13 protein-coding genes, 1 tRNA gene and 2 riboswitches are annotated in these 12,856 nt (G+C 48.3%); of the genes, 9 read left to right on the top strand and 5 right to left on the bottom strand.

The annotated features are described in order from the left end of the window. Positions 1 to 15: 15 nt before the first annotated feature. The 4 genes from KJS65_RS22890 (at position 16) to KJS65_RS22875 (ending at position 3,864) form a co-directional block, all read left to right on the top strand. Positions 16 to 1,572, top strand: coding sequence for an alpha/beta hydrolase (locus KJS65_RS22890; RefSeq protein WP_213652156.1), 1,557 nt, complete (start codon positions 16 to 18; stop codon positions 1,570 to 1,572). A 209-nt stretch (positions 1,573 to 1,781) separates the two neighbouring features. Continuing rightward, positions 1,782 to 2,447, top strand: coding sequence for a ThuA domain-containing protein (locus tag KJS65_RS22885; protein WP_213652155.1), 666 nt, complete (start codon positions 1,782 to 1,784; stop codon positions 2,445 to 2,447). After that, the gene (locus tag KJS65_RS22880; RefSeq protein WP_213652154.1) at positions 2,444 to 3,103 is read left to right on the top strand and encodes an SDR family NAD(P)-dependent oxidoreductase; all 660 of its coding nucleotides are present in this window, start codon (positions 2,444 to 2,446) and stop codon (positions 3,101 to 3,103) included. The genes KJS65_RS22885 and KJS65_RS22880 overlap by 4 nt, the downstream gene beginning before the upstream one ends. A gap of 26 nt (positions 3,104 to 3,129) precedes the next feature. Then, a complete protein-coding gene (locus KJS65_RS22875) occupies positions 3,130 to 3,864 on the top strand; it encodes an SDR family NAD(P)-dependent oxidoreductase (RefSeq protein ID WP_213652153.1) in 735 nt (244 codons plus the stop codon). A 78-nt stretch (positions 3,865 to 3,942) separates the two neighbouring features. Here KJS65_RS22875 and KJS65_RS22870 read toward each other — a convergent pair whose 3' ends face one another. From KJS65_RS22870 to KJS65_RS22855, 4 genes are all read right to left on the bottom strand, one after another. Then, positions 3,943 to 4,965 carry a DUF2804 domain-containing protein gene (locus KJS65_RS22870; protein WP_213652152.1) on the bottom strand — a complete coding sequence of 341 codons (1,023 nt, stop codon included), beginning with the start codon at positions 4,963 to 4,965 and terminating at the stop codon, positions 3,943 to 3,945. Positions 4,966 to 5,440: 475 nt separating this feature from the next. Beyond that, complete coding sequence (locus KJS65_RS22865) at positions 5,441 to 6,667, bottom strand: MFS transporter (protein ID WP_213652151.1); 1,227 nt, start codon at positions 6,665 to 6,667, stop codon at positions 5,441 to 5,443. Between the two features lie 11 nt (positions 6,668 to 6,678). Continuing rightward, the gene (locus tag KJS65_RS22860; RefSeq protein ID WP_244864744.1) at positions 6,679 to 7,188 is read right to left on the bottom strand and encodes a MarR family winged helix-turn-helix transcriptional regulator; all 510 of its coding nucleotides are present in this window, start codon (positions 7,186 to 7,188) and stop codon (positions 6,679 to 6,681) included. 94 nt (positions 7,189 to 7,282) lie between these two features. Beyond that, entirely contained in the window at positions 7,283 to 7,900 is a 618-nt protein-coding gene (locus KJS65_RS22855; protein WP_213652150.1) for a nitrogen regulation protein NR(II), read from the bottom strand. Between the two features lie 243 nt (positions 7,901 to 8,143). On the opposite strand from KJS65_RS22855, the gene KJS65_RS22850 reads away from it, so the two are divergent. After that, complete coding sequence (locus KJS65_RS22850; RefSeq protein WP_213652149.1) at positions 8,144 to 8,497, top strand: helix-turn-helix domain-containing protein; 354 nt, start codon at positions 8,144 to 8,146, stop codon at positions 8,495 to 8,497. A gap of 158 nt (positions 8,498 to 8,655) precedes the next feature. Continuing rightward, positions 8,656 to 8,738, top strand: a tRNA-Leu gene (locus tag KJS65_RS22845). A 92-nt stretch (positions 8,739 to 8,830) separates the two neighbouring features. On the opposite strand, the gene KJS65_RS22840 is transcribed toward KJS65_RS22845, so the two are convergent. Further along, positions 8,831 to 9,325, bottom strand: a complete 495-nt coding sequence (locus KJS65_RS22840) for a glutathione peroxidase (RefSeq protein WP_213652148.1) — start codon at positions 9,323 to 9,325, stop codon at positions 8,831 to 8,833. A gap of 451 nt (positions 9,326 to 9,776) precedes the next feature. Continuing rightward, positions 9,777 to 9,987: riboswitch (cyclic di-AMP (ydaO/yuaA leader) on the top strand. Positions 9,988 to 10,201: 214 nt separating this feature from the next. Then, positions 10,202 to 10,379: riboswitch (cyclic di-AMP (ydaO/yuaA leader) on the top strand. Between the two features lie 124 nt (positions 10,380 to 10,503). Here KJS65_RS22840 and KJS65_RS22835 point away from each other — a divergent pair. The 3 genes from KJS65_RS22835 to kdpA all read left to right on the top strand — a co-directional run bounded on the left by KJS65_RS22835 (position 10,504) and on the right by kdpA (position 12,824). Beyond that, complete coding sequence (locus KJS65_RS22835) at positions 10,504 to 10,896, top strand: hypothetical protein (RefSeq protein ID WP_213652147.1); 393 nt, start codon at positions 10,504 to 10,506, stop codon at positions 10,894 to 10,896. A gap of 101 nt (positions 10,897 to 10,997) precedes the next feature. After that, positions 10,998 to 11,114, top strand: coding sequence for a K(+)-transporting ATPase subunit F (gene kdpF, locus KJS65_RS30310; RefSeq protein WP_213652146.1), 117 nt, complete (start codon positions 10,998 to 11,000; stop codon positions 11,112 to 11,114). Positions 11,115 to 11,144: 30 nt separating this feature from the next. Further along, positions 11,145 to 12,824: a potassium-transporting ATPase subunit KdpA gene (gene kdpA, locus KJS65_RS22825; RefSeq protein ID WP_280531351.1), complete on the top strand. Its 1,680-nt coding sequence runs from the start codon at positions 11,145 to 11,147 to the stop codon at positions 12,822 to 12,824. Positions 12,825 to 12,856 lie beyond the last annotated feature (32 nt).

The raw sequence follows: 12,856 nt of genomic DNA, 5'->3' as shown, positions 1-12,856 counted from the left end.
CAGGGGGAGTAATATATGATTCGATATCAGCAGCTTACGGTTGGTGATCGGAAGTTGATTCTCTATTTGCCGCCATCCTATGAGGAATCAGAGCGCCGTTTTCCAGTCGCGTATGTCCAGGATGGCGGGGATCTTTTTACCGATTGTGCTAATTATCTGGAGCATTTGTATGCATCCGGCCAGTTGGAGGAGATTATTCTGGTTGGTGTCGTATCTGATGCACGGAATGACGAATATACGCCATGGCCTGCTGCTGCACTAGTGGAAAGTTATCCGCCTTTTGGCGGAGAGGGACGGGCCTATGCGGATGAAGTCGCGGATGTGCTTAAGCCCTATATCGACAGCCGCTACCGTACGAAAGGGCAGGCGGAAACAACCGCCATCATCGGTGGCTCATTCGGTGGCCTGATCGCATTCTTCGCAGGGTGCTGGCGTCCGGAAACCTTTGGCCGCATCGGCCTGGTATCGGCATCCTTCTGGTATGAGGGCGTTATGGATTTTATTCGGGAGCATAAGGGAATGGAAGATCAGCAGCGTGTTTACATGTCTGTTGGAAGCAATGAAGGCATTTATAAAAAGAATCGGCAGAGATGCATGGTAGAGAATACGAGGGAAGCTCATCGGTTATGGCTCGAAAAGGGGATGCAGGCAAGCCGGTTGAAGCTGGATATAGATCAGGAGGGTACGCATGATCCGCTTTTTATGGTAAAGCAGTTTCCGGAGTCGCTGAAGTGGCTGTTCAAGAAGGAACCAAACGATCCAAAGCCGGCTTTAACCCGTTTGGGAGCAGCACAAATCCCCGGAACGCTTATGTGGAGCATGAAGTCGGGCCTGACGGGACGCGAATACCGTATTTTCATCGCTGAACCCATGGGTTCCCCGCCGGAAGGAGGCTTCCCTGTTCTTTATACGCTGGACGCGAATGCTTCCTTCGGCTCGCTCGCGGAGGCTATCAGACTGCAGTCAAGAGGTCCGCATGGCATCCCGCCTGCTGTCATTGTCGGCATTGGCTATGATTCCTCCGAGCCCATTGTAACAAAGGAGCGGTTTTATGATTATACCGTGTATGCGGATGAGGATGAGCTGCCTGCAAGACCTGATGGTTCCGCTTGGCCTCATACAGGAGGAGTGGAAGCGTTTCTTGACTTTATGGAGTATGAACTGAAGCCTGCCGTGGAGGAAGCTTATCCTGTTAACCGTTCCAGACAATCCCTTTTCGGCCATTCTCTAGGCGGTTTCCTGACCTTATATACCCTGTTTACGCGGCCCGCCGCATATCGTCGTTATTTTGCGGCAAGTCCATCGGTATGGTGGAAAAACCATATGCTGCTTAATCTATGGGAAAATGCAAAAGAAGATTTAGAGCTTGAAAAGACGGATATTGAGCTGCATCTGAGTGTGGGGAGCTTTGAAAAGCCTCACATGATTAGCGATGCGAAGGAACTGTATCAAACCCTGGCAGCAAGCGGCCGGGGTCCGCAAAGCACTTCAATGCTTGAGGTTCAGGGCGAAGGACATGTTTCAATTCTGCCATCGTTATTCAGTCCCATGCTCCGCAGGGTGACTTCTTGAAATCCGAAGTACCCTAAGCTGTCTCAAAATTCTAAAAACGAACAAACGCTTTTCGCCAACATCGGGGAGCGTTTTTTATTTTAGAAAAGGCTGCATTGCATGACTCCTCCAACCGACAACGTTTTCGATTTATCTTGTAAGTTGATCGGGATTCTGGAATACTGGTCTTGTTCGAATAAATTGTAAACGCTGTTATGGGGAGGGAGAATATGCGCGTCTTGGTATTATGCGACGACAACTGGCATCCGGCTCATGTGATCAAGGAAGGCTTGGAGCCGCTGCGGAAACATGACTTTGAATTTGATTATATATTGGCAACCGGACCTGATTTTCAGGAGCATGCTGTGGAACGGTTACAAGAATATCCCGTGCTTCTCATTAGCAAATCCAACCGGGTGTCGGCAGAAGAGGAAAAGCCTTGGATCTCAATACAGATGGAGCAGGTGCTTCAATCTTATGTGAATAGGGGAGGTGCGCTTCTGGTCATCCACTCAGGCACTGTGGGATATAAGGATTCGCTGGCGATGCGTGAGCTGGTGGGTGCCGTATTCAACCATCATCCCGAGCAGTGCCCGGTAACGATGAAGCCGGTTGACGAACACCCGATTACACAAGGTATCCATGAATTTACGATAAAAGATGAGCATTACTTTGTGGATGTCACAGCGGGCCATGATAAGGACATCTTTCTGTCAACCAGCTCGGAGCATGGACAGCAGCCGGGAGGCTGGACGAGGCAGCAGGGGGCGGGATGTGTATGCGTACTGACACCGGGTCACAACCTGGAGGTATGGCTGCATCCGGAGTACCAGAAATTGCTGAGACAATCCTTGGAATGGTGCTTACATAACGGACAGGGGAGAGATGCTGGGTGACACAGGTCGTACTTATCACAGAAGCTCAGCATCCTTGGAGCACATCCCTTTGCCGTTATTTTGCAATGCATCAGTGGACGGTTATTGCCTGCAGCCCTGAGAGTATGGGCTTAAGCTTTACGGGAACGGAACAGATCCGTGCCGTAACGCTTGATCCACGGTCGAAAGACTCCGTTCAAGCAGCGGCTGCTCATGTTCAGCGTATCACCGATCGTATCGATTTGATCGTCAGCCAGACGGTGTCGACAGGAGAAGATGAGATTGCTGGCATAGCCTCCATATCCCCTGCAGGGCTGCTGGATTCCTTTAACGGGAATGCTCTTGGACCGATCCGGGTCGTTGAGGCATTTTTGCCTATGATGCATCAAGGGTTGAAGCGGATTGCGCTTCTTACGGACCCGAAGGGAAGCTTGGGGCTCAGCCTACCCGGAAGCAGTATGGGTTACAGCATGTCGAAGGCCGCTTTACATATGGCTTATACAATGATGCATGGGGATTTAAGCCGTGAAGGTTACACCTTCCGTTTGTATGCACCTGCGGCAGAGGTAGACATGAATCTTTCCGCTGAAGCTGCATTTCGCTATTTTACACATTCACGCGAGGATGAGGAAAGAATGGTGCTATTGAATGAAGCGGGTGCAGAGATTCCGCTATAACGGCATAGAGAGGGGGAAAAGCGTGCATGAACAAAACGGCAGTTGTAACGGGTGCTGACCGCGGCCTCGGTCTTGGAATGACCAAGAGGTTGTTAGAGCAGGGCTGGAACGTGTTTGCAGGCAGTTACATGGCAGACTGGCCTGAACTACAGCAGCTGGCGCAGGCGGAGCCCGAACGTCTAACACTCATTCCGCTGGATGTTTCCAGCGACAAGAGTGTGCAGGAAGCCGGCAGGATGATTTCAGATCAGACCGGGCAGGTGGATTTGCTGATCAACAACGCGGGGATAGCCACCCGGCAGTTTAGCAGCATCCATGAACTTCAGGATGACAAAGAAGTGCTGCGCATATTTAACGTAAATGCCATCGGTCCGATGCGTATGGTGCAAGCCCTGCAGCCGCTCATGGAACGCAGTGAATGGAAGCGGCTCTGCTTCGTTTCATCAGAAGCCGGCAGTTTGGCGCGTAGCTGCCGGGATAACTGGTACGGCTACTGCATGTCCAAGACAGCGTTGAACCGCGGTGTCCAATGTCTGTTTGATGAGCTTCGGCCGATGGGCTACACGTTCCGTTTATATCACCCCGGCTGGGTGAGATCTTATATGTCCGGCAAGCTCAGCGCCGAAGGAGAACTGGATGCGAACGATGCGGCTCGCATGGCCATTTCTTATTTCCTTCGAAATCGTTATCAGGACCAAGAGACGTCAGAAGAAGACCGATTAGTGATGAGAGATTGGCTTGGTCGGGAATGGCCTTGGTAAGGAACTGTGCCTCACTTTTTTTGATATATAAAAAGCCCTTCTGCGTTCATGGCTGAAGGGCTTTTATATGAAATGAAATTACCAGTTATTCACCGCATGCTCCATGAAAGCCATCATATCTTTCACTTCCAGCACCGTGCCGTCATCCAGGACGGCTTTGCCGGTGAACCGGCCAAAAATTTGATGGCAGCCATTGTCCACAAACAGCATTTTTGTCTCGGTATAACGGTCGAACACGGGCTCAAAATCCATTTCAAAACGCCCATCGTCACTGGTGAATTTTTTGGGAGACATGTATCCGCCAGCAGCCAGATCCACATATACATGGTTCAGCTTATGCGAGGTTCCGTTATAGAAAAGAATGTTTTCGGTGGCAGCCTCCGTATTGCCGAATCCAAAACCGATGTTGAAGCCAAAGCGTTTGCCGTCAATCCAGGTGCTTCCGTTGCCCCAGAACCACTCATGGCTGAACGGCCATACACCGCGGCCCCAGTCGATAAGTCCAAATGCGGTATCCGGCTCGAACGTGATGGTATTCCCCCCCATCTTCACCGTACCGCTGGCAGGCATGCAGTTGATTTTATGATTGTAGTAAAAATGCTTGGGATGATCATCAAATGGTGTGGCGATGACCAGTGACTCCTGATCAGGCTGGGAGAGAAGAATATCAATCTCCATATTATGCTGTGCTTTAGGATCACGGGTCTTGCAGCGAAGACGGCGTCCGCCTTTATATACCTCAAACTGCATGTCGATCTTTTTACGATGAACCGCAAGATCTCCATGCTCGGCCGATTCCGGCATCTTCAGCCTGTTAAAAGGAAGAACCAGCATATCGGTGACGGTATAGGTCTTTTCATTCTTGAAATCGATCAGCATGGCCGAGACATTGCCGGCATAAGAGACATGGCCTATCGTCAGCTGAAGGCAGAAGTCATCATTGGATACCTGGTAAAAGTCCCATTCCTTGATACGCCATGGTGCGGATTTAATATACCGCCGATTATAGTGCATGACCGCTTTGGTAGAATAGCCCTTCTGCATCAAGGTGCCATTGGGATAAAGCAAATCCGAAAATGTCGTAATGCGATGATTGTTCATAGATTTAGATCCTCCTTATGTAATGGGTACCAGGCAGCTATAAATGGCTTTCGCTTGCATGCAAGATCACTCCATGTTCTTATGACGAAAGTCGCCAGCGACGGCATGACAGCGCTTACAACAACCATCCTGGAAATGATCGCCGGATCCTTAGCGATCTTGGTGTACACGAACGTGTTAAACCAAGAGTTCTTGATATTCCAGCATATTTGTCCGCTCATTCCGAGAATTCAATTGAGCAGCCAATTTCTTTTTGAAATGCTGTTATTCATTCACGGCTCCCCCAATATAATTGAACACTTATCTCTATAGCGGACCTTCTGTGAACATTATATGGGATAGCAGTACCAAGAATCACCATAAATTTTAATTGTAGGTAGAATAGCAGAGCAAGGAGGAGCGTCACATGTGCTGCAGATTTTGATTTTTACTATAAAAAACCCTTCTGCCTTTATGCAGAAGGGGGAAGCAAGTCCTATCTCTCCATCGTTCGATTGTCTGCGGAAGCTTTCAGTAATCTGCTTCCGTCCTTGGATCGGGTTAGCAGATACAGAGCATACAATACAATAAAGATACCAAGGAACAGGGAGGAATACCGGTACATCGATCCGTAGCTGCTGAAGGATGCGATCTGTCCGAGAATTAAGGCGCCTACGGCGATCCCTAAATCAAGCGAATTAAAATACATGCTGTTGGCCATGCCCTGCTGTTGTGGGGGAACCAATTGAATCATCCAGGATTGCAGGGTTGGCTGGGCTGTACCGAAGCCAAGACCATAACAAAGCGCAGCCAATGCGAGAAATCCGGTTGAAGTCGAATAGGACAGCAGCCAGAGCCCTCCGATCAGGAATGCTGCCGCAGGGATGAGCAGCGCTTTATGTCCCTTTTTATCATAGATTTTACCGGATATTGGCCGGATGAGAACTACAGCGGCTGCATTAAACAGGAAGAAGAGCGAGGCATTGGCCAAACTCGCTTCTTTGCCGAACAGGTTGATGAAGCTGAGCAGACCGCCGTAAGTGACGGACATGAGCATATTAAGCAAGCTTGGCAGGAGCAGTGTTTTGGGAAAGCCCTTTTTACGCGGAACGGCTGTGAATTCCTGGGGGAGGGACGCCGAAACGGGTGGCTTCACCTTTTTGGCCAGCGGATATACCAGCGGGAAGATCAGGGCGATAACAATCAATGTAGCGTATACCAGCGACGGGAATCCTTGTTTTTCCAGCAGCATACTGCCGATTACGGGTCCGAGGGATAGCGCGATGCTGGTAGAAAGTCCAAAGTAGCCCATTCCTTCACCTAGGCGTCGAATCGGGATTACCCCGGATGCCATCGTTGGAAGCGTGGTGCTGCCCATCCCGAAGCCTACACCGAACAGGATCCGCATGCACAGAAGCAAGGCTAGCGTTCCGCTCCATAGGTAACCCAAGGTGGCGAGAAACGCGAGAATGATACCGAGAAACAGGATGGTGTTGCGTTTGCCTTTCTCCAGTGCCTTGGCCGAGAAGAGACGTGAAATAATGGCGGACAAAGCAAATACGGTCGTAAACATGCTTACCGTAAAGGCTCCCGCATGAAAATGCTCTTTAACATAGCCTGGCAGTGGCGATAAGACCATCTGTAAATTTAAAAACAGCAGTAGATTGCACACGGTGAGCATAACGAATTCCCGCGTCCATAGCTTTTCTTTGATGTCTTCCATGGTTGTAACCTCTAATCTACAAAAATTCGATCGATATTAGCATTAATCTGTTTCATAATTTGATCCAGCGTTTGCAACTGTTCATCTGAAATGCCGGCGATCAGCTCATCATTCAGGCTGAGCTCCAGCGGTACGGTCTCGTTCATTAGCTCTTGTACAGCCGAAGTAGCGTAAATCAAATAGGCTCTGCGGTCTCCAGGATCGGGTTTACGCTGGATGAAGCCTTTTTTATCGAGCACATCCAGAATACGCGTAATGGAAGGCTGATCCTTACCGGATCTCGTGGCAAGCTCCTTCTGGTTAATTCCTTCCTGAAGATATACCTGGTAAAGAACGGTCCATTGCTCGGGGGTAATGCCATAAGGCTTGAGTCTGCCTGCAAAAAGAGCGGACATTTTACGTGACATATTGCCAAAACGGAATCCGATGGATTGATGGGTTGATGTGAATCTGCTCAGAGCAAAACACTCCTTCAAAATAATTGTCAAGACAATTATATTCACATCAATGAAAATCGTCAATCATTTTTTCCAAATGGAAGGAATGAAAACGAGAGCGGGGTTTTATGATGTTGAACTGAAGGAGTGCAGATTATATGTGGGTATTTACTTATCACTAGGAATAGGAGGGGCCATCGAGTACGGATGAATACTTGGGATACAAACGACGAATACATTCCGGGCAGATATCATGGGTGAACTCGGCATGGGTGTGCTTTTCAAGAAAGCTTTCCACTGAATTCCAGATGTCGTCCTCATCCCGTATTCTTTTACATACCGCACAAATAGGGAGTAGACCGCGCAGGGTACGGATTTGAGTCAGCGCTTCCATTAAATCCTGTTCTAGCATCTTGCTTTGGGTAATATCGGTGAGGCAAACGATCATACCTTTGACGGTGTGCGAATCCTCATAATAAACCGTGGTGGCTTCGAATAAGAACCATTTTAAGCTCCGCTCGAAAGAGGATTGAAACTCCGTGCGGAAAAGCGGGCTAGTCCCGTTCAATACGGGATCAAGCGCGTTGGGACAACGTCCTTCAGCTTCTGAAAGGGCCGCAAATATTTGTGTGAAATTAATTCCCGTCCAGTTGAATGATGCAGGTATGCCGCCTTCACTCGAATTTTGAACCCAGGCATGATTGACAGAAAGGATGTAGCCTTTGGGGTTGACAACCGCAATGGCTTGTCTTAGTGAATGTATGATTTCAAGAATACTAATGCCTGAATTAAACAAATAAAGTCGCTCCCTCTATATGAATTGGAAGTGCTTATATCGATGTGCGGCATGCTCGTCCAGTTTGACGGGGGAGTTGCAGTTCATGCGGAGAATAATGGTAAAAAGGGTGGAATTAATGATACAATTACCAATATGTTATCATTTGCGATAGCAAGGAGAGTATATACGTCTTTACGTAATTTTGCAAGAATATAATTACTTATATGCGTCGTCGGAAGACGATTTGGAAGGCGGTCTTATATGCAATCCATTTACGATCGAATTGAATCGTTAATTAAAATGCGGGGGATGACGAAGAAGCTATTTTGTGAAGAGCTGGGGATCAGTACAGGCAATCTGGGAGACTGGAAAAGGAGTAAATCAACACCAAGCACGAATAAGCTCGTTGAAATTTCCTCGTTTTTTGGCGTCAGCTTGGATTGGCTCATTCTGGGCAAAGAACCGGAGTCTTTTCTTATAAAGGAAAACAGGAGTACATACGTATGGGACGAATGTGATCAATCCAGCGTCTTATTATCCGAAAAAGAAAAAGAGTTTATTAAGGAGTATATCAGTTTTACCCGCTATAAAAAACAACAATCTTTTGATCAATAACGTATTTTATTCTGATGAGAAACCGTAAGGCAGGACTTGTCATTTTGATGCTAGTGAGAGCGGGTCCTGCCGTCTATACATTGAATTTTCAGGATAGCTATTTACATTTTCGGGCTGTTGGTATATAATAAAAAAGTTGCTGAAAAAGTTATCACTGCGCGGTAGTGGTGGAATGGCAGACACGCTATCTTGAGGGGGTAGTGGGCGTATGCTCGTGGAGGTTCGAGTCCTCTCTACCGCATTTATAGTAAGAACACGAAGAAGATCCTTGCTCCCGCAAGGATCTTTTTGTTTTTTCAGCAGATATACGAAATTATATGCCGCTCGTTGTTTTTAATTGGAAGAAGAATTCCCGATCAGCTTTTTAATATCCTCTTCAATTTTATCCGGTGTCGTTTGTGGTGCGTAGCGCTTAATAACCCGCCCTTGTTTGTCGACCAGAAATTTAGTGAAATTCCATTTGATCGCCTTGGAGCCCAGTACGCCAGGCGCCTTTTCGGTGAGATGCTTGAACAGCGGATGGGCGTTATCGCCCTTGACATCGATTTTCTCGAACATGGGAAAGCTTACGCCGTAATTGACTTGGCAAAACTCCGCAATTTCCTCGCTGCCTCCCGGCTCTTGATGCGCAAACTGGTTGCTGGGAAATCCGAGGATTTCAAAATGCTGATCATGAAATTTTTCGTACAGCTCCTGAAGCCCCCGATATTGGGGAGTCAACCCGCACTTGCTTGCCGTATTTACGATAAGCAGCACTTGATCCTGATAGTCGGATAAAGGTTTTTCCTTGCCCTGCAACGTGCGGGCATGATAGTCGTACACAGACATTTTCCTTCCTCCCTTCCTTATATCTTATACAACTTAATTTTATACAATGAATCAATTCATTTCAATCTTACGTATCGATCAGAACAATGAAACATAAGCCTCAGCCAAACTCAGCAGAGGGCTGGAATCACCTTAATATCCGTTTTCAGGGCATGGCTGCCTGACTGCCGGTTGGAGCAGCTGTTTTTCAACCGTTTGCTCGCTCTGGCGCTGCTTCACGTCACTTTATGAAAATACAGTGTTCATTGACAGAAAGAAGAATGGAAGGCTCTAATCCGTTTAATATAAACAGGTGAAATAGAGAGGATACGAGAGCCAAAAGGAGATATAAACTTTTGTAAGCGATAACCTGAGCTGAAATGATCTTATTTTAAGCGATAAGCGATTTCACACCACCTTTACACTAATTGCACGCGGGTGTATGATTCAAATCGTAATTCAAGACGTTTCCATTTTTGAATCGCTGAATTTTCACTCTCTTTATGGGTGGGAATCGGGGGAACCAATCGCGCGTACTCCAGTTGTCCGGTGTGAGAGTCGGAGACAGGTGATACCGCAGGGGTGAATCCTGTGACCGGATGCCATGGATCCGGGCGCGGGTAGAGCGACTCTCACCGCTCGAATCCGTCAGCTAACCTCGTAAGCGTTGTTTGAGAGAGGAATGATGAAACTTGTGATCGATATCTATCGACCACAGGGGTTCAGTTAACCTCTGTGGTTTTTTATAATATCAGAAAGTATAAACTACAGAGCCATTACTTCCTGATATTGCAAGAAAAATTTCCGCTAATCGCGGTCTGTCTTCTGTGAAAGTACGTCAATTGACGTTTTTCTTATTGCCAAAATGCATGAAATGCAAAAAAATATAACATTTGAATGTCTTTAACGCTTAATTCCGGCCCAGGGCCGGAAGCGGGGGAACCAACAGCATCATATGGCTTTAGGCATATGAGGCAGGGGTGAATCCTTCCGTCCCGTAATGGGACAATGAGGATGGGCGACTCTCACGCCCTAATCCGTCAGCTAACCTCGTAAGCGTATAGGGAGAGGCAGCATTTGTCGTGAGCATATTTTCATGGCTTTCTTTCGTCATGAACTTGTAGGCCGCGGGAAAGGTCCTCTTTCCCTGCGGCCTATTTTATGTTCAGACAATCTGCCAGAAGGAGGAGCACAAAGTCGTGGATGAGGAACTCATCATCGTTACAGCGCCGAACGAGGTCGGACGCAATTTTATTAAGCTTTTGATCTATCTCAAACGGCCTTTCGCCGTGCTTACCAATAGTCTGAAAGAAGAACGCGAGCTTAGAAAGCTTGGAGCTTCGCAAATCATTCGGATCCACACCAACAACACGGTTGAGTGGGTCGTTCCTGAACAGAGGATCGGCCGGATCTTTATTTTTGAGAACAGTCTCAATTTAACATGCCGCTACCTGCAAATATGCCGGCCGTGGACATCGCGTCCCATATACGTGATCACAAGGGCGGATAATTCTCCGGGGATTTACCGGGGACTAGGAGCGAATCACATCATTCATACGTTGAACGGCGAGGTTGGATTCTTGCTGAAATAGTGCTTATTCGGGAAAGAGAAGGGAAAATGTGAAGCCATGATGGACTTTCTGATGATTTTGACGCTTGCAGGGGTATTTGGTGTCTTTCTGCTATTCCTAAGATGGTGCGGCCATGTCGTGGATGGGGGAGGGGAAGACAAATGATCGTTGTTATGGTACTGGCGCTGCTCGTATTCATCTATTTGGTCTATGCCCTGATCCATCCGGAACGATTTTAGAAAACCAGCCTTGAAGAGGAGGAAGCAATTTTGGATATCCTGCAGATTTGTATCGTTATCGCTGTGCTGCTCCTGCTGGTTAAACCGGTAGGCAGCTATATATATCACGTATTCTCCAATGAGGCGAACCGTACGGACAAAATTTTTGGAGCCGTAGAAAAGCTCTTTTATAAGTTCATCGGTCTAAAAAACCGCTCCGGCATGAACTGGAAAAAATACGCTCTCAGTATGATTGCGACCAACATCATATTGGTGGCCGTCAGCTATTTGATTCTCAGACTGATGGGAGGGCTGCCAGTCAATCCGAATCAAACCGGAAATATGGAGGCCAGCCTGTCCTTTAATACCGTCATCAGTTTCATGACCAATACGAATCTTCAGCATTACAGCGGCGAAAGCGGCATGTCTTACTTCGGCCAGATGATCGTCATCACGATGATGATGTTTACGTCGGCGGCTTCCGGTCTGGTCATTGCCATCTCATTTATGCGTGGGATCACCCGCAGAGGAGGCGGGATGGGTAACTTTTTTGAAGACTTCGTAAAGGCTCATACCCGCGTATTTCTGCCGCTCGCGATCATCGTTACGCTGGTGCTGGTGGGACTGCAGGTACCGCAGACGCTGGAGCCTACCGTTACTGTAAACACGCTTGGCGGTGCAGTGCAGCACATTGCCATGGGGCCTGTAGCGTCCCTGGAGTCGATCAAGCATCTCGGAACGAACGGGGGCGGATTTTTCGGCGTGAACTCGGCGCATCCCTTTGAAAATCCGCGTCCGCTGACGAACGTAATTGAAATATTGAGCATGTGGACGATTTCGGCGTCGCTGCCTTATACCTTTGGGCGGTTTGCGAAAAACCGCAAGCAGGGCTGGATTGTTTTCTCGGCCATGATGGTGCTGTTCGCAGCTTTCCTGTGCCTGACCTATTTTTCGGAAAAAAGCGGCAACCCGCTAATCAATGAGCTTGGCATCAACAGTACGCAAGGCAGCATGGAGGGCAAAGAGGTCCGGTTCGGCGTGGCGCAGTCCGCGCTGTTCACGACCGTCACGACGGCGGCGACGACCGGCTCGGTCAATAACATGCATGATACGCTGACGCCGCTTGGCGGACTTGCTCCACTGGCGGAAATGATGCTGAACGTCGTGTTCGGAGGCAAGGGTGTAGGTTTCGTCAATATGATTATGTATGCCATTCTGGGCGTGTTCATATGCGGTTTGATGGTTGGACGGACACCGGAGTTCCTGGGGCGTAAAATCGAAAGCCGGGAAATGAAGCTGATTGCCATTGCGATACTCGCGCATCCGTTTATCATTTTGGTTCCGACGGCTGTTTCATTTATGACGCATCTGGGAACGGATGCCTTGACTAACCCAATGTATCACGGACTGAGCCAATCCTTGTATGAGTATACTTCTTCCGCAGCGAACAACGGCTCCGGCTTCGAGGGCCTGGGTGATAACACGGTGTTCTGGAACGTAAGCACGGGGCTTGTCATGCTATTGGGACGGTATGTCTCGATTATCGCTCTCCTGGGCGTAGCCGGCTCTCTGTCGCGAAAAAGAACGGTCCCTGAAACCATCGGCACCTTCCATACGGATACAAAGCTGTTTGCGGGCATTTTGGTCGGAACAGTGCTCCTGATCGGAGCATTGACCTTCCTGCCGGTGCTGGTTCTGGGCCCGGTGGCGGAATTTCTAACACTTAAATAAGGAATGGCTTCAATTCCCAAAATAAATGAGGT

The sequence above is a fragment of the Paenibacillus sp. J23TS9 genome (assembly GCF_018403225.1).
In the GTDB taxonomy this organism is placed as follows: Bacteria; Bacillota; Bacilli; order Paenibacillales; family Paenibacillaceae; genus Paenibacillus_AQ.
The sequence above is the reverse complement of the archived record's forward strand: the minus strand, read 5'-3'. Positions and strand labels throughout refer to the sequence as shown.